This is a genomic window from Sorangium sp. So ce176 (assembly GCF_051519835.1).
Taxonomy (GTDB): Bacteria; Myxococcota_A; Polyangia; order Polyangiales; family Polyangiaceae; genus Sorangium; species Sorangium cellulosum_G.
Window position 1 is genome coordinate 375355 of the sequence record NZ_CP150371.1, and the last position, 16257, is coordinate 391611.

A 16257-nucleotide genomic window follows, 5' to 3' on the forward strand; every position below is an offset into this window, starting at 1 on the left:
GTCAACCCGATCGACGGGCCTGCCTCTACCTCCCCCTCGGGCAGATCGAGGGCGGCCCGTCGACCGCGCAAATTGTCGGTGCAGCGTCGATTTCCAGGGGTATCGGATCGCATGGCCCGAGTCGCCGCGCAGGAGAGGCGGTATCTCGGCGCCGGCCGCCTCCAGCGTCGAGATGGTAGTTGACACAGAAAATGTGAACGTTCACAGTGGACTTGGGTGGGCGTCCTTGTGCTTCCCCCCGGGTGGGTCGTCATGCGCACCGAGACCTCCGTCGCCCGGAGCGATCTCGGCGTCGATTCCGTTGGTTCGGTCGTCACGGATGCGGGGTTGCGGCGCCGCCGCGGAGGCGCAGCGCGGTGAGCGCGCGCCGCTGGCGTGCAGGAGAGCACGGGAACGGAGGAGAAGTTCCATGCGGATTGCGAGTTTTCTCGAACGGCGAGATCAGTGCAGCAGTTCTGGACGAGCGACACGGACCTGGGTCAGGCGATGCCAGGCGAGCACCGCCCTGGCGTTGCTGCTCACACTCGGCTGCTCGGGGACGCAGCCTCCTCCCGTCGCAGAGCCCTCGACGCCCGCCGCCGCGCCGGCGACGACCCCGAGCGTGCCGCCGCCCGTCCCGGAAGCGGCCCCCGCGCCAGCGAAGCCGCCCGCCATCACCAGGGCTCGTCACGGCGAGATTGCGTCTCAACCTGTGGATATTTACACGCTCACGAACGCGAACGGCCTCGTGCTCAAGGTGATGACGTACGGCGCGATCATCACCGAGCTGCACGTGCCCGACAGGACCGGGAAGCTCGCCGACGTCGTCGTCGGCTTCGAGGACCTGGACGGCTATCTCACCGGCAACCAGTTCTTCGGCGCGACGGTCGGCCGCGTCGCCAACCGCATCCGCAACGCGAAGTTCAAGCTCGAGGGCAAGGAGTACACCCTGGCCTCGAACGACAAGCCGCACCACCTGCACGGCGGCGTCAAGGGCTGGGACAAGGTGGTGTGGAGCGCCTCCACCGCCGAGACCCCTGACGGTCCGAGCATCCTCCTCACGTACGTGTCGAAGGACGGAGAAGAGGGGTATCCCGGCACCGTGTCCGCGAAGACCGTCTATACGCTCACGAACCGGAACGAGCTCCGCGTCGAGATGGAGGCGGTCACGGACAGGACGACGCTCGTCAGCATGGCGCACCACTCGTACTGGAACCTCGGCGGGCACGGCTCCGGCACGATCCTCGATCACGAGCTCACGCTCCACGCGGACAGCTACACGCCCGGTGATCCGGGCGTCCCGACCGGCGCCGTGAAGCCCGTCAAAGGTACGCCGTTCGACTTCACGACGCCCAAGCCCATCGGCAGGGACATGAAGGCCGCCGGCGGGAACCCCGTCGGGTACGATCACAGCCTCATCGTCAACGGAGACCCGGCCGCCCTGCGGCCGGTGGCGCGCCTGAAAGATCCGAAGTCCGGCCGCGTGATGACGCTGGAGGGGGATCAGCCCGGTGTGCAGTTCTACACAGGAAATTTCATGGACGGCTCGAAGCAGGGCAAGGGCGCCACGTACGTGCAGCACGCGGCGCTCTGCCTGGAGACCCAGAAGTTCCCGAACGCGATCAACGTGCCGGCCTGGCGAGAGCAGCCGATCCTCAAGCCGGGACAGGTCTACAAACACACAATGATTCACCGCTTCACGGCGGAGTGAGGGAGGCGGCCATGCTCTGCTTCGGTGTCACCGGTACGGGCGGGGTCGCGCGTGACGTCACGCGCGCGCTCCAGGGCAGCCAGCGTTGTCGGGTCGTGGACGCCGCGCAGGGCGTCGACGCGGTCAAGAGTCAATCAGCAAGGAGACGTGCCGTGGAAGAGACGAAGTCCTGGGGCAAGGGTTGGGCGGTCGCGGCGATTTTCCTGTCGTCGCTTGTCGCGCTCACGGGGTGCGACAAGAAGAGCGAGGGGACGGGCGCCGCGCCCGCCCCGGGGGCCGACGCGAAGCCGAAGATCGTGAAGCTCGCCTTCGTCACCAACAACGCGAGCGAGTTCTGGAAGATCGCTCAGGCGGGCGTCCGGAAATACGAGCAAGAGAGCAAGGTCCAGGTCGACGTGAAGATGCCGCCCAACGGCACCACGGAGGAGCAGAACCAGATCCTCGAGAACCTCTCGAGCCAGGGCTACGACGCCATCGCCGTGAGCGCGATCGCGCCGGGCGATCAGGTCCCGGTGCTCAACAAGACGGCCGAGAAGAGCAAGCTCATCACGTTCGACTCGGACGCGCCGAAGTCGAACCGACTGCTCTACATCGGCACCAACAACTACGAGGCCGGCAAGGCGCTCGGCGGCCACATCGTCAAGCTCCTCCCGAGCGGCGGCAAGATGGCCGTGTTCGTCGGCATGCTGTCCGCGGACAACGCGAAGCAGCGCCTCCAGGGCATCGAGGACGCGATCGCCGGCAAGAACATCGAGATCGTCGACAAGCGCGAGGACAACACGGACCGCGCGAAGGCGCGCTCCAACGTGGAGGACATCATCAACGCGCACCCGGACCTGAAGCTCGTCGCGGGCCTGTGGTCCTACAACGGTCCGGCCATCGCGGCGGCCATCGAGGCGCTCGGGAAGAAGGGCAAGGTCCTCGCGGCCGTGTTCGACGAGGAAGAGGGGACGCTCACCGCCATCGAGAACGGCACGATCTCGGCCACGGTCGTCCAGAAGCCGTTTCAGTTCGGCTACCTGTCGAGCAAGTGGGCGCACGAGCTCGCGACGAAGCCCGACGCGGCGATGGCGCAGATCCCGGCGAGCAAGGGCATCGACACAGGCATCGACGTGATCGAGAAGGCCAACGTGGCCGAGTTCAAGCAGAAGCTCGCCGAGATGAAGAAGTGAACGTGACTGCGTCTCTGCCGAGTCTGCTCGCGATGAGCGCGATCAACAAGCGGTTTCCCGGCGTGGTCGCGCTGCAGGGCGTGTCTCTCTCGCTGGGGCCGGGAGAGGTGCTCGCCCTGATGGGCGAGAACGGCGCCGGCAAGAGCACGCTGATGAAGATCCTCGGGGGCGCCCAGCAGCCCGACGAGGGCGAGATCCGGATCGACGGGAAGAGGGTCACGCTCGAGAGCGTGCGCGCGGCCAAGCGCCTCGGCATCGCGCTCATCCACCAGGAGTTGATGCTGGCGCCGAACCTGGACATCGCGGCCAACATCTTCCTCGGTAACGAGGGCGGCGGGACAGGAGCGCTCCTCCGCCCGCTGCCGAAGGGCGACCTGTACGCCCGCGCCAAGGAGCTGCTTCAGCGCGTCGGCTTGACGCTCCCGCCCTCGACCCCGGTGTCCTCCCTGACCGCCGGGCAGATGCAGATGGTCGAGATCGCCAAGGCGCTCTCCCTCGACGCGCGCATCCTCATCATGGACGAGCCGACCTCCTCGCTCACGAGCGGCGAGTCGGAGCACCTCTTCCAGATCATCCACAAGCTCCGGTCGGACGGCATCGGCATCGTCTACATCTCGCACCGGATGGAGGAGGTCATGGCGCTGGCGGACCGGGTGACTGTCCTGCGGGACGGCCGCTACGTCGGGGACCTCACGCGCGCGGAGGCGACCCACGAGAAGATCGTGTCCATGATGGTGGGCCGCGAGCTGAGCGCGCACTACTTCCCGGAGAGAGGGCCGCGGAGGTCGGCCGAGCCTGTGCTGGTCGTCGAGGGCCTCGTCGTGCCCGGCGCGCCCGCGCCGATCTCGTTCTCCGCCGAGCGCGGGGAGATCCTCGGCTTCGCCGGCCTCGTCGGCGCGGGCCGCACGGAGCTCATGCAGACGATCTTCGGGGTCACGCCTGCGCTCGGCGGACGCATGACGCTCGAGGGCAAGGCGTTTGCTCCGCGACGACCCAGGGACGCCATCGACAGCGGCGTCTACCTGGCGCCCGAGGATCGCAAGCGGCACGGCCTCGTGCTGCCGCTCAGCGTCGCGGAGAACACCTCCCTTCCCGACATCGGCAACTACAACCGCTGGGGTTTCCTCGACAGGAAGAGGGAGCGCCGCGTCGCCGAAGCGGAGGTGAAGCGCTTGCGGACGAAGACGCCTGGCGTTCTCCAGCGCGTCGTGAACCTCTCCGGCGGAAACCAGCAGAAGGTGGTGCTCGGAAAGTGGCTGGCCATGAGCCCGCGCGTGCTCATCGTCGACGAGCCGACGCGCGGGATCGACGTCGGCGCCAAGGCCGAGATCTACCGCCACATGGCCGCCCTGGCGGAGGAAGGCATCACGATCTTGATGGTCAGCTCGGACATGGGAGAGATCATCGGAATGAGCGATCGCGTCGTCGTCATGCACGAGCGGCGAATCAAGGGGGTACTGCCGCGGGAGCGGCTCAGCCAGGAGCGGATCGCCACGTTGATGACGGGCCGCGCCGACGAGGAGGCTCTGTCATGAGGCGCGAGCTTGGCATGACCATCGCGCTCTTCGTGATGTGTCTGGGTCTCTACCTCTCGAACCCTGATTTCCTCGGGCAGTCGAACTCGATCAACACCCTGCGGCAGATCTCGATGCTCGGGATCTTCTCGATCGGCATCGGCTTCGTCATCATCACCGGCGGCATCGATCTGTCGATCGGGTCCGTGATCGGCCTGACGGGCGTCCTGATCGCGAAGCTCTCGTCGAGCCAGGCCGGCGGCCTTGGTTACTCGCTGTGGATCGGCATTCCGGCGGCGCTCGGCGTGGCGCTCTTGATCGGCCTCGGCCAGGGGCTCTTGATCACGCGGCTCAAGCTGCAGCCGTTCATCGTCACGCTCGGCGGCATGCTGTTCTTGCGCGGGGTCTCGCAGACCATCGCCGAGGGCGGCACCCTGAGCCTCGGGGGCTCGCCGCTGCTCCGCCTCGCCAACGGCGGGCTGCTCGACGTCGGCGGCGACGCGCTCGTCCCGTATCCGTTCCTGATCTTCCTCGCCGTGATCGGCCTCTCGACCTACGCGCTGCACTTCACTGTGTTCGGGCGTTACGTCTATGCGATCGGCGGCAATCGCGACGCAGCGGAGTACTCCGGCATCAGCGTGAAGCGGGTGGAGACGTCCACCTACGTGATCTCGGCGGGCCTCGGCGGCGTGGCGGGCGTCTGTTACGCGTCGTACATCGGGCAGATGTCGCAACAGGTCGGCATCGCGTACGAGATGTACGCGATCGCCGCGGCCGTGCTCGGCGGCTGCTCGCTTCGCGGCGGTGAGGGCACGGTGCTCGGCGTCATCATCGGCGCCGCGGTGATGCGCGTCATCGACAACGGCATCAACATGTTCCAGCTGCCGTACGAGGACGCCGACAGCATACGACGCATCTGGCGCCTGGACCCGAACTGGACGTTCATCATCATCGGCGCCGTGATCCTCGTCGCCGTCATCCTCGACCAGATCGTGCACATGGTGCAGGAAAAACGGCGCACCCGGCGCGCCTCCGCGGGAGCCGCCGAGTCGGCGCCGAGCCTCCAGGCGGCCGCGGCCTTCAGCGCGGCGGAGTCGCCTGTCGCGCGGGCGCCCGATCGCGAGAACGTCTGAGCTCTCCGGTTCGTACGTCGTCGCCGTTGCGAGAACCCAGAAACAAGCCGGCGCCCAGGCATAGAACTCGGCCGCCGCTCGCGCGTCAGGACTTCGGACCCGTGGCGGCTCCCGTGATCCCTCGGGCAGGACGCAGGCGCTGCCACGCCGCTTCCGGGTCGAGAGGGGGCTCGCGTCCCGCCCGGACGCGCTGCGTCCGCGGGAGACGCCAGCCTGCTCGTTCCACCTGGACCCGCCATCGTTCTCCTGCTTACCTGCTCCGTACCGTGACCGTATCCCGTGACGAGATCTTCATCTCGCTCGTCCCCTGCCTCGTGTCGGCCACGTACTTCGACGAAGCTGCCACAGCGGTCCTCCAAGCCATGTTCGCCTGCGTCGAGGAGGCGCTCGCCGACAGCCCGCTCGCCGGCCGGGCTCGGATCCTGCGCGGCGTCGTCCACCTCCGCCCCGAGGGCAGCTACCAGCGCCTCTTCGGCATCGACCGCTCGAGCGGCGCGCGCATCGAGGGCACCGGCTATCTCACCTCCGGCAGCGTCTGGAGCTGGATCGAGAATCACCGCTGTTCGGTCTCGATCGACGTGCAGCGCGCCTCGCTCCGCTCCTGGATGCCAGACGGGGCGATCGAGCTCCGTGACCCGTCGGACGCGGCCGGTATGCCCGGCGACGCGACGCGCAAGCGCATGCTCGATCGCGATGCGACCCACGTCCATGTCGTCCCGCTGCGCGCGCCCGGCGGCTGCGTCGACGGCATGATCACCCTCGAGGCGAGCTCCAGGGGGGCCGTCGGACGGGAGCTCCCCTGGGCGGAGTGCTACGAGGGGCTGGAGATCCTCGCCAGCATCGCCGGGGCGTTCATCGCCGCCCGCGCGCTGCCGCTTCGCGCGGACGAGCCGGCGAGCCCGGACGAGTTCCTGCCGGTCGTCGGTCAGAGCACAGCGCACCTTGTCGAGCTGCTCCGCGCGTTCGCCCCGAGGGACGACACCATTCTGATCACCGGCCCGACCGGCGCTGGAAAATCCAGGCTCGCGCGGTGGTGCCACGAGCACTCGCAGCGCCGGGGCCAGCCCTTCGAGTCGCTGGACCTCCTCGGCGTGCCCGAGGACCTGCAGATGGCCGAGCTGTTCGGCTGGAAGCGGGGCGCCTTCACCGGCGCGATCAAGGACAACCCGGGCGCGGTCGCCCGCGCCGCGAAGGGCACGCTCTTCCTCGACGAGATCGACAAGCTCTCGCTCAAGGCCCAGGCGGGCCTCCTGCGCTTCATCGAGGAGCGCGCCTACCGGATGCTGGGCGACGACGGGGCGGGGGAGCGCCGCGCCGACGCGCGCCTCCTCGTCGGCACCAACGCCGATCTGCGCGCCGCCGTGCGCGCCGGCCGCTTCCGCGAGGACCTGTACTACCGCATCAACGTCCTGCCGGTGCGGCTGCTCCCGCTCGCCGAGCGGCTCGACGAGCTCCCGCGCTGGGCCGATTACATGTTGAACCGGCGCCACCAGGAGGCCGACGGCAAGGGCACGGCGCGCTTCGAGCCCGAGGCCATGAAGCTCCTCGTGTCCGCGCCCTGGCCGGGCAACCTGCGGCAGCTCGACAACATCGTCCGGCGCGCTTACGCGCTCCAGCTCGCGGGGCAGAGCGGCCTCGGGGGCGATCTCGTGATGCAGCGGCGCCACGTCGAGCGCGCGCTCACCTTCGACGCCGACGCCGAGCCGAGCGCGCTGGTCAAGCTGCTCTGGCGCGCGGCGCTCGGCTTCGTGAACGAGGCCGAGCGACGCCGGGGCGGCGGCGCCCCGCTCTCGCTCGATCTGACCGACGCCTTCCGGGGCATGGTCCTGGGCGCGGCGGTGCAGCGGGCGGGCAACCGGGACGACGGCTTCACGCTGCTCGGCCAGGAGCCGCTGCTCAAGAACCGCAACCACCATCGGACGCTGCGCCGCGAGCTCTCGCGGCTGCGCGAGGTCCTGGACGTGCTTGGGGGTGAGGTCGACCCGGATCTCCAGGCGGTGCTCGACGCCGACAGGGATCCCTGACGGAGCGAGGTGCCGGCGCGCTCCGAGCGCCTCCGGCGACAATGAGATCGAGCATGCAGCGCTACGTTGCAACCGGTGCAGCACCCGTCCCAGGCACCACCTTCGCGGGGCAGTACGAGATCCTGGCCAAGCTCGGCGAGGGCGGCTTCGGCGTGGTGTACAAGGCCCGCCAGCTCACCACCGGGCAGCCGATCGCCTTGAAGATCCTGCGCCTCGCCGAGCAGGGAGGCGTCGCGCAGGCCGACAGGCGGGTCACGCGCTTCCTGCGCGAGACGCGGCTCTGCGCCCAGCTTCACCATCCCAACATCGTCCAGCTCGTCGATTCGGCGCAGATCGAGGGTGGGACGCTCTACACAGCGTTCTCGTTCGCGCCCGGCGACAACCTCGCCGCGCTGCTCGAGAGAGAGGGCGCGCTCGCGCCGTCCGAGGCGCGGCACCTGATGCTCCAGGTGCTCGACGCCCTCGCCTGCGCCCACGCGGCGGGCGTCGTCCACCGCGACCTCAAGCCCAGCAACATCATGGTGATCCCCACGGGCGCCCGCCGCAACGCGCTGGTGCTCGACTTCGGGATCGGCGCCGCGCTCGACGACGATCGCTCCGCGCGCCTGACCGGCAGCCACGACGCGCTGGGCACGCCGGGCTACGGCGCGCCGGAGCAGTGGCGCGGCGCCGAGCCTTCACCGCGCGCGGATCTGTTCTCGTGGGGCCTCGTGTTCCTCGAGTGCCTGACGGGCAAGCCGGTGTACGGCGGCACGGAGGCCGAGATCTTCTATCGGCTGCTCGGCCCCGACGCCGTCCCGATCCCCGCCGCGCTCGAGCGCCACCCCCTCGGCGACCTGCTCGCCCGCGCTCTCCGCAAGGACGAAGGCGCGCGCGATGTCGACGCCCGTGGGCTGTTCGAGGCGCTCGAGGCCTGCAGCCTGCGCGGCGTGTCGCGCGAGGCGATGCTCGGCGCCGGCGGCTCCCCGTCCGGCGGGGACACGCGGTCGCTCTCCTCGATCGCGACGGTCGCCACGTCGCCCGATCGGCGGAGGGCGCCCGCGCTCGACGGCGAGCGCCGGCAGCTGACGGCGCTCTGCTGTCGCGTGAGCGCGCGCGCCGCCGCCGCGCAGGCTCTCGACGTCGAGGCGCTGGACGATCCCCTGCGCTCGGCGCTCGCGCTCTGCGCAGGCGTCGGGCGCCGCCACGGGGGGCACGTGGCCGCGGCGCTCGGCGCCGATCTGCTGATCTACTTCGGCTACCCCAGCGCGGCGGAGGACGACGCCAAGCGCGCCGCCCGCGCGGCGCTGGCGATGGCCGGCGCCGTCCAGGCCGAGGACGAGCGGATCGCCGCGCAGGGCGTCCGGATCGAGGTGAGCGTCGGCCTCCACACCGGTCCTGTCGTCGACGGGAACCTGGGGGATCTCGAGGGCGCGTGCCTCGTCGTCGGCAGCACGCCGCGGATCGCCGCGCAGCTCGCCTCGCTGGCGCCGCCGGGCTCCGTGACGGTCGGCGCCGCGTCGCATGCGTTGCTGCGGGTCTCCTTCGACCTCGAGAGCGAAGGGGCCCGATCCATCGAGGGGATCGCGGCGCCGGTGGAGACCTTCCGCCTCCGGCAGGAACACGGCGACGCGGCGGGGTGGCCGACCCCCGACGGCTCGAGGGCGCCGCTGTACGGCCGAGCTCAAGAGCTCGGGCTCCTCGTGGAGCGGTGGCGCCGCGCGTGCGAGGGGGTGGGCCACGCGAGCCTCATCATGGGCGAGGCCGGCATCGGCAAGAGCTGCCTGGCGCGCGCGCTGCGCCGCCGGCTGGCGCACGAGCCCCACACGTTCCTCGAAGCGCGGTGCTCGCCCGACACGCGAAATAGCCCCCTCCGTCCGGTTGTCGATCTCATCGAGCGCGCCTTCGGGCTCGATCAGGAGCTCGACGAGGGCCGCAAGATCGCGCGGCTCGCCGGGGAGCTCGCCGGCCACGGCTTCACGCCGGCCGAGGCCATGCCGCTCTTCCTGCCGCTGTTCTCTCTGCCCATCGGCGCGCCGTACGCATCGCTCGACGCCTCGGCGCAGCGGCAGAAGGAGCTGACGCTCCAGGCCATCGCGTCGCTGCTCCTCGCCATGGCGGACGCGCGGCCGGTCCTCCTGCTGGTCGAAGATTTGCATTGGGCCGACCCCACCACGATGGAGTTCCTCGGCCAGCTCGTCCGCGAGGCGATCACGGTCCCCCTGTGCGTCATCATGACGGCGCGCCCGGCGTTCTCGCCGTCGTTCTCGACGGCCGATGTGCTGTTGCTCCCGCTGAGCCGCCTGGAGCGCTCGCCGATGGAGGAGATGCTCGCCGGGCTCCTGGGCCACAAGGCGCTGCCCCCCGCCGTGATCGAGCAGGTGGCGGACCGCGCCGACGGGGTGCCGCTCTTCGCGGAGGAGCTGCTCCGGATGATGGTCGACTCGGGGCTCCTCGTGGAGCGGGAGGATCGCTACGAGCTCACCGGGCCGCTCTCGGGCGCGGCGATCCCGGGGACGCTGCGGGCGCTGCTCACGGCGCGCCTGGATCGGCTCGCGCGCGCCAAGGAGACGGCTCAGCTCGCGGCGGCGCTGGGGCGGGAGTTCAGCGTCGAGGAGCTCTCGGCCGCGAGCTCGCTCGGCCCGGCGGCGGTGGCGGAAGATCTGGAGCGCCTGACGCGGGCTGGGCTCGTGCTGCGCAGGCGGCGGGGCAAGGAGGCGGTGGGGATGTTCAAGCACGCGCTGGTGCGGGATGCGGCGTACGAGTCGCTGTCCACCGGCGCGCGGTGGAGGGTCCACGCGCGCATCGCTGCGACGCTGGAGGAGCGGTTTCCGGAGGTGGTCCGGACGCGGCCGGATCTGCTCGCCCACCATCACGCGGCGGCGGAGCAGAAGCGCGAGGCCGTGGGCTACGCGCAGAAGGCGGCGCAGGCGGCGCTGGCTCGGTCGGCGTACGTGGAGGCGATCACCGGGGCCAAGCAGGCCATCGAGTGGCTGCCGGCCATAGCGCAGGAGCACGAGCGAGCCGGGATGGAGCTCGGGCTGAACTGTATCATCATGCCGGCGCTGATCACGACCAAGGGCTGGTCGGCGCCAGATGTAAAGAGCATTTACGAAAGGGCCATCGAGCTCGCCACGCAGACCGGCGAGCAGGAGGGGGGGAGCCAGGCGCTGCACGGCATGGCCATGTTCACCCTGTTCCGCGGCGATCTCACGGCAGCCCGGGACATCGCGAGCCAGTGCGCGAGGCTGGCGGAGGACATGAATGACGTCGTCGCCCTCGCGCAGGCGTCGCTCATCCTGGCGAACGTGACCACGTGGCTGGGGGACCACGACGCGGGCGAGCCTCACCACCGGCGTGTCATCGAGCTCTACCGGCCGGCGCAGCTGCCCGTCTACATGGCGCGTTATGGCTGGAACCCGAGCATCGTCGTGCGCGTGACCCACGCCATGAGCGCGTGCATTTGCGGCGAGCCGGATCGCGCGGTGCGGATCTACGAGGACGCGATCGCGGCGGCGGAAGCGACAGAGCACCCCTTCACCATCGCCATCGCCTATCAGATCGGCGCGTGGATCCACCACCTGAGGCGCGAGGTGGCCGACACGCAGAGGTACGCCGACGCGCTGGGGAAGGTCGCCGCAGAGCATGGATTCCCCGCGTTCATCGTGCTCGCCGACGCGCTGGGGGGCTGGGCCATGGTCCATACGGGGCAGGCGGAGCAGGGGCTCCAGCGCGTCCGAGCCGCCATCGCGCGCTGGCGGCGAATGGGCTCGGGGATGGTCACCACCTTCTACGCCACGCACCTCGCCGACGCCTGTCTGGCCGCCGGCGACGTCGAGGGCGCCCGCGAGGCGCTCGACGAGGCGCTCGGCGAGGCGTTCACGACACAGGAGCGCTGCTACCATCCCGAGCTCTACCGGCTGCTCGGCGAGGTGTGGCGGGCCAGGGGAGACGCAGGGCAGGCGGAGGCCGCGCTCGCGCGCGCGAGGGACATGGCCGAGGCGCAGGGCGCCCGGCTCTTCGCGCTGCGCGCGCAGGCGGGCCTCGTGCGCCTGCGCAGGGCTGAAGGGCGCGTGGAGCTCGACGACATCGAGCGGCTCCGCCGGCTCCTGTCGGGCATCACCGGCATCCCGGACGCCCGCGAGGCCGACGCGCTGCTGTCGTGGGGCGCCGGCCCACCGAGCACGGGCGAGGGCTCCGGGGCATCGACGACAGGGCAGCAACCGACGTGACAAAGGAGGATACGATGAAGGATGAGAGCGCAACCAGCGGTGCAGAGGAGAACACGAAGGTCGATCGAGATGCGCCGGACGACCAGTGTTGGGGCTTCAACATGGTCGTCGCCGTGCCGAACAAAGCGGGCACCGAGACCCTGTATTACGAGGTGTCATCGGACGTGCTGACGAAGCGGCGCAACCGCAGGCCCGAAGATTCGGTGCAATCGTGGTGCAAGGAGCTGGTCGATATGGGCGCGCAGATAGGACACGTGGCGGACGTCGATCCTCTGGTCGATGCGGACGCGCAGACGGGGCAAAAGAAGGTACCGGTGTCCACGGACTTCTGCGGCACCTACCTGGTCAACCTGACCAGCTTCAGGCGCCGGTAGCCGTGGGCGCCTGAGCGCGCGCCGCTCGCCGCGAGATCCCGACGACATGACCCGGCCCTCCACGCAGAAGACGTTTCTCCGGGGCACGCACCGCCTTGTCAGCCCCGCGGAGACCGTCGAGCGGGTGCTCCCGATGACGCGCGCCATGGGGATCACCCGGGTCGCCGACGTCACCGGGCTGGACGTCGTCGGGATCCCGGTGGTGATGGTGTGCCGGCCCAACGCCCGATCCGTGTCGGTCTCGCAGGGAAAAGGGCTCGCCATCGACGCGGCGCGCGCGTCCGGGCTGATGGAAGCCATCGAGCAGTGGCACGCCGAGCACATCCTGCAGCCGCTGCTCTTCTGCACCGCCGCGGAGCTCTCGGCGCGGCGCCGCCTCGTCGACATCGCCGGGCTGCCGCGGCTCTCGATCGGCTCCTTCCACCCCCATCACAAGATGCTCTGGATCGAGGGCGAAGACATCATGAGCGGCGGCCCGCTGTGGGTGCCGCTCGAGGTGGTCCACGCCGACTACACAGTGCCGCTCCCGCCCGGCAGCGGGTGCTTCTTGACCACGTCGACGGGGCTCGCCTCGGGCAACCACCGGCTCGAGGCCGTGCTCCACGGGCTCTACGAGGTTATCGAGCGCGACGCTGTGGCGCTGTGGCGCGCGGCCGGGCCGGCGCGCCGCGCGCGGACGCGCCTGGATCTCGGCACCGTGGACGATCCGATCTGCCGCGATGTGCTGGCCCGCTTCGCTCGCGCCGACATCGCTGTGGGCGTGTGGGACGCGAGCAGCGATATAGGGCTGCCTGTCTTCGTGGCGGAGATCGTCGACCGCGTGCCTCACCCGGGCCGCGTCCTTTACGTGAGCGGCGGTCAGGGGTGCCACCGCTCCCGCGCCGTCGCCCTGGCGCGCGCCCTGACCGAGGCCGCCCAGAGCCGCCTGACCGCCATCGCGGGGGCGCGCGACGACGTCGACCGGACCTCGTATGAGCTGTTCCGGTCGCCGCCTCACATCGCCGCGGCGCGCGCGGAGATAGAGCAATTCGAGGGGCCGTGGCGCTCGTTCGGCGCCGCGAGCGACGGGTTCAGCGAGCGCTTCGACGAGGATCTCGCCGCGGTGCTCGCGGCGCTGCGCGGCGCCGGGCTCGGCCAGGCAGCGGTCGTGGATCTCACGCGGCCCGAGCTCGGGCTGCCCGTCGTCCGCGTCGTCGTGCCCGGGCTGGAGAGCATGTGGGACGCCCCCGGGTACACGCCTGGACAGCGCGCGCAGGCGGTGTCGTCGTGATCGTCCTGTTCACCGGGCCCAGCCTGCCGCCCGCCGAGGTGCCCGCGCTCCCGGAGCTGCGGGTCTTGCCGCCCGTCGCCCAGGGAGACGTCTACCGGGCCGCGCGCGAGCGGCCGTGGGGGATTGGCATCGTGGACGGCTTCTTCGAGCGCGTCCCGGCGGTCTGGCACAAGGAGATCCTCTGGGCGATGTCCCAGGGCGTCCATGTGTTCGGGGCCTCGAGCATGGGCGCGCTCCGGGCCGCCGAGCTGGCCGACTTCGGCATGGTCGGCGTGGGCCGGATCTTCGAGCAATTTCGTTCGGGCGCGCTCGACGCCGACGATGAGGTAGCGCTCGCGCACGCCTCCGCCGAGGAGGGCTATCGGCGCACGTCGGAGGCCCTCGTCAACATCCGCGCGACGCTCGCCGCCGCCGTCGAGGCGAAGATCTGCGATCCGGCGCTCGCCGAGCGGCTCGTCACCATCGCCAGGGCCCTTTTCTACCCCGATCGCACCTGGCCAGCGGTGCTCCAGGCGGCCCGGGCCGCGCAGGAGGCCCCGCACGCGCTCGACGCGCTGAAGCGGTGGCTCCCCGCCGGGCGCGTGGACCAGAAGCGCCTCGACGCGCTCGCCCTGCTCGAGGCCATGCAGGCCGCCCGCGCCCGGCATCGAGGACCGCTGGAGCCCGGCTTCGTCTTCCAGCGTACCGACGTCTGGGAGCGGGCCGTCGAGCGCATGCGTGCGACCCGGCTCGACCTCGACCCCGGCGCGGACTTCGACGCGCTGCTCGACGAGCTGCGCTTGCTCGGGGACGAGCCGCTCTACACCCTCGCGGTCCAGGGCGCCCTGCTGCGCGGCCTCGCCGAGGAGGCGGCGGAGCGCAACGGGGTGAAGATCGGCCCTGCACACCTCGAACGCACGGCCATGGAGTTCCGGCGCGAGCGAGGGCTGTACACCGGGCCCTCGACCCGCGCGTGGCTCGGCGAGCAGGGGCTCGACGCCAGGTCCTTCGCCGACATGATGGCGCGAGAAGCGAAGCGCCGCTGGACGGCCGCCGTGTGCGAGCCGGAGGTCCGCCGTCACCTCGTCGACCAGCTGCGCGCCATGGGCTGCTACGGGCGTCTCGCGAAGCAGGCTCGCGCCAAGCAGGCCATGATGGAGCGTGAGGGGCTCGACGCCCTGGACCTCGCGGGCAGCGGCGTGGACGACGCGGACGCGTTGTGGCGGTGGTATTTCACCGAGCGGCTCGGCAAGCCGGTCCCGGAGGATCTGGAGACCTACGCCGCGCGCCTCGGCTTTGCGGGCGCAGGAGCGCTGCTCCGAGCGGTGCTGATCGAGCGCTGGTGCATGAAGCCCCAGCCTTGACGGATGGGCGCCGGGCCGGCCGATCAGGGTGGGGTTGATCTGCCCACTTACCCCGCCGGCTCCGGGGCCGGCCGCGCGTGTCTCTCGAAGAAGCGTCGTGTCTCCAGGTGACGCAGCCCGGTCGTCGCCGGCTGCCGAGAGACCCCTGTCCGCGTGCGCGCCGCGCCGATCGCCATGTTGACGGCTCGCGGGAGGCGGTTCGAGCGCCTGGCATGCGCGCTGCAAGTCGCAGGCGCAGGGGATCGAGGTGACCCGGCTCTAGAGACATTTCGAGGCACCGCCGGCGAGGGACGCGACGTTTGCGTTCCTCACCGTGGAGAAGGCCGACTTCCCGTGTCCCCGCTCTGCCGCGTGATGGGGTCGTACGAACGTAGGCTCGACGCGGCATCCTTCTTACAAGACAGGTTGGGCGCGAGGGGCAAACCCGCCCTTCGCGCCATGACGGGCGGCGCCCGGTCGAGGCCGAAAGGGCTTCGTCCCAAGGTCGCCGCTCAGGCGGCAACTCTCACCAACGAGCAGGAGCGAATCATGAGCAAAAGCAAGCAAGTTCTCACGGTTGAGCCGAGTGACGTCGTGATCAATTTCACGTACTCGCTCGGCCAAACCAACCTCGGCGTGAACAATGTGAACACCGTAAATGTCTCGGTGACCAACAAGACCAAATACGCGCTGCAAAACGTTACCCTGAAACAGGAGGACATTATCGTTTCGTGGTCGGAGAGCAAGGACCATGTCCCGGTGACGTCTAGCTTTGCGATAGTGATCCCGGGAGGTGCGATGGTCTTTTCGACAGTGTCCGCTTCCACGACGTCTCCAACGCAGGGCTTCTTTGTGACGCCCTCGCAGCAGGCCCTCAACTATATCTCGGGCACAATCACGTTTTCCATCAACAGCGAAGATATCACTTACGACGTGGTGGCCGACACAGGCGGTTCGAACACGTCGCAGGCCTGGACCGTCACCACGCGGAGCTAGCGCGAGTTCGGTCTTGTCCTAGGGATTGAGGCGCATTGTGGGAGCGCGCCCGGCGTTGGCCGCTCGCGAGCTCCGCCGGCGTGCGCCAGGAGCCGAGCTCAGAGGCAGCGCAGCACGTTGTCGCGCACGAGCTGCCAGATCGGCTCCGGGATGTCCCCGAGCCACCGCGCGTCCCGCTCGACCGGCGCCTCGGCGTCGTCGAGCGGGTCGTCGGGGCTGTAGACGAGCCGCCAGAGCCGCTCGCTCACCGAGCCGTTCCTGTCGATCACGAAGCGCTGGACGAGCTTCTTCGCGAGCTCCTCGCCCTCGACGTCGAGCAGCAGCGCCGGCGCCGCCACCGTGACCTCGCGCAGCGGCTTGAGCCGGAGATACGCCCCCTTCACGAGCTCGACCTCGTCCGGCGGCTCGAACCCCGCCTCCCGGAAGTCGACAGGGGCCTTTGTGTTGCCGACGAGGTAATACTCTCCCTGGGTCTCGGCGAGGATCGCGCCGCCCAGCCTCCCTACGCGTGCCATCTAGACCTCCTCCGCGGTGACGCTCTCGTCCGAGAG

At 70.1% G+C, this 16257-nt stretch carries 12 protein-coding genes; 10 read left to right on the plus strand and 2 right to left on the minus strand.

Features of this window, described 5'->3' with window-relative positions:
- Nucleotides 1–441: 441 nt before the first annotated feature.
- Nucleotides 442–654, minus strand: a complete 213-nt coding sequence (locus tag WMF42_RS01425) for a hypothetical protein (RefSeq protein ID WP_233561189.1) — start codon at nucleotides 652–654, stop codon at nucleotides 442–444.
- Between the two features lie 37 nt (nucleotides 655–691).
- Here WMF42_RS01425 and WMF42_RS01430 point away from each other — a divergent pair, with 37 nt between their 5' ends.
- The 10 genes from WMF42_RS01430 to WMF42_RS01475 all read left to right on the plus strand — a co-directional run bounded on the left by WMF42_RS01430 (nucleotide 692) and on the right by WMF42_RS01475 (nucleotide 15706).
- On the plus strand, nucleotides 692–1690 hold the full coding sequence (locus WMF42_RS01430) for an aldose epimerase family protein (RefSeq protein ID WP_233561190.1): 999 nt from the start codon (nucleotides 692–694) through the stop codon (nucleotides 1688–1690).
- A 152-nt stretch (nucleotides 1691–1842) separates the two neighbouring features.
- Complete coding sequence (locus tag WMF42_RS01435) at nucleotides 1843–2862, plus strand: sugar-binding protein (RefSeq protein ID WP_437689862.1); 1020 nt, start codon at nucleotides 1843–1845, stop codon at nucleotides 2860–2862.
- A 32-nt stretch (nucleotides 2863–2894) separates the two neighbouring features.
- Nucleotides 2895–4397, plus strand: coding sequence for a sugar ABC transporter ATP-binding protein (locus WMF42_RS01440; protein WP_437694458.1), 1503 nt, complete (start codon nucleotides 2895–2897; stop codon nucleotides 4395–4397).
- Nucleotides 4394–5509, plus strand: a complete 1116-nt coding sequence (locus tag WMF42_RS01445; RefSeq protein ID WP_061606561.1) for an ABC transporter permease — start codon at nucleotides 4394–4396, stop codon at nucleotides 5507–5509. The genes WMF42_RS01440 and WMF42_RS01445 overlap by 4 nt, the downstream gene beginning before the upstream one ends.
- Before the next feature lie 266 nt (nucleotides 5510–5775).
- Nucleotides 5776–7533 carry a sigma-54-dependent transcriptional regulator gene (locus tag WMF42_RS01450; RefSeq protein WP_437689863.1) on the plus strand — a complete coding sequence of 586 codons (1758 nt, stop codon included), beginning with the start codon at nucleotides 5776–5778 and terminating at the stop codon, nucleotides 7531–7533.
- Between the two features lie 53 nt (nucleotides 7534–7586).
- Nucleotides 7587–11744: a TOMM system kinase/cyclase fusion protein gene (locus WMF42_RS01455; protein WP_437689864.1), complete on the plus strand. Its 4158-nt coding sequence runs from the start codon at nucleotides 7587–7589 to the stop codon at nucleotides 11742–11744.
- Nucleotides 11745–11758: 14 nt separating this feature from the next.
- Nucleotides 11759–12118, plus strand: a complete 360-nt coding sequence (locus WMF42_RS01460) for a hypothetical protein (protein ID WP_437689865.1) — start codon at nucleotides 11759–11761, stop codon at nucleotides 12116–12118.
- Nucleotides 12119–12164: 46 nt separating this feature from the next.
- Complete coding sequence (locus WMF42_RS01465; protein ID WP_437689866.1) at nucleotides 12165–13388, plus strand: YcaO-like family protein; 1224 nt, start codon at nucleotides 12165–12167, stop codon at nucleotides 13386–13388.
- Nucleotides 13385–14731 carry a TfuA-like protein gene (locus WMF42_RS01470; protein ID WP_437689867.1) on the plus strand — a complete coding sequence of 449 codons (1347 nt, stop codon included), beginning with the start codon at nucleotides 13385–13387 and terminating at the stop codon, nucleotides 14729–14731. The genes WMF42_RS01465 and WMF42_RS01470 overlap by 4 nt, the downstream gene beginning before the upstream one ends.
- 333 nt (nucleotides 14732–15064) lie before the next feature.
- Nucleotides 15065–15706, plus strand: coding sequence for a hypothetical protein (locus WMF42_RS01475; RefSeq protein WP_437689868.1), 642 nt, complete (start codon nucleotides 15065–15067; stop codon nucleotides 15704–15706).
- A gap of 98 nt (nucleotides 15707–15804) precedes the next feature.
- Here WMF42_RS01475 and WMF42_RS01480 read toward each other — a convergent pair whose 3' ends face one another.
- Nucleotides 15805–16221, minus strand: a complete 417-nt coding sequence (locus WMF42_RS01480) for a hypothetical protein (RefSeq protein WP_061606565.1) — start codon at nucleotides 16219–16221, stop codon at nucleotides 15805–15807.
- Between the last annotated feature and the right edge of the window lie 36 nt (nucleotides 16222–16257).

Excerpts from the sequence above, each read along its gene's own strand:
- WMF42_RS01425 (WP_233561189.1), bottom strand. The coding sequence starts at position 654 with ATGGCGGGCGGCTTCGCTGGCGCGGGGGCCGCTTCCGGGACGGGCGGC.
- WMF42_RS01440 (WP_437694458.1), top strand. The coding sequence starts at position 2,895 with ATGAGCGCGATCAACAAGCGGTTTCCCGGCGTGGTCGCGCTGCAGGGC.
- WMF42_RS01445 (WP_061606561.1), top strand. The coding sequence starts at position 4,394 with ATGAGGCGCGAGCTTGGCATGACCATCGCGCTCTTCGTGATGTGTCTG.
- WMF42_RS01455 (WP_437689864.1), top strand. The coding sequence starts at position 7,587 with ATGCAGCGCTACGTTGCAACCGGTGCAGCACCCGTCCCAGGCACCACC.
- WMF42_RS01460 (WP_437689865.1), top strand. The coding sequence starts at position 11,759 with ATGAAGGATGAGAGCGCAACCAGCGGTGCAGAGGAGAACACGAAGGTC.
- WMF42_RS01465 (WP_437689866.1), top strand. The coding sequence starts at position 12,165 with ATGACCCGGCCCTCCACGCAGAAGACGTTTCTCCGGGGCACGCACCGC.
- WMF42_RS01480 (WP_061606565.1), bottom strand. The coding sequence starts at position 16,221 with ATGGCACGCGTAGGGAGGCTGGGCGGCGCGATCCTCGCCGAGACCCAG.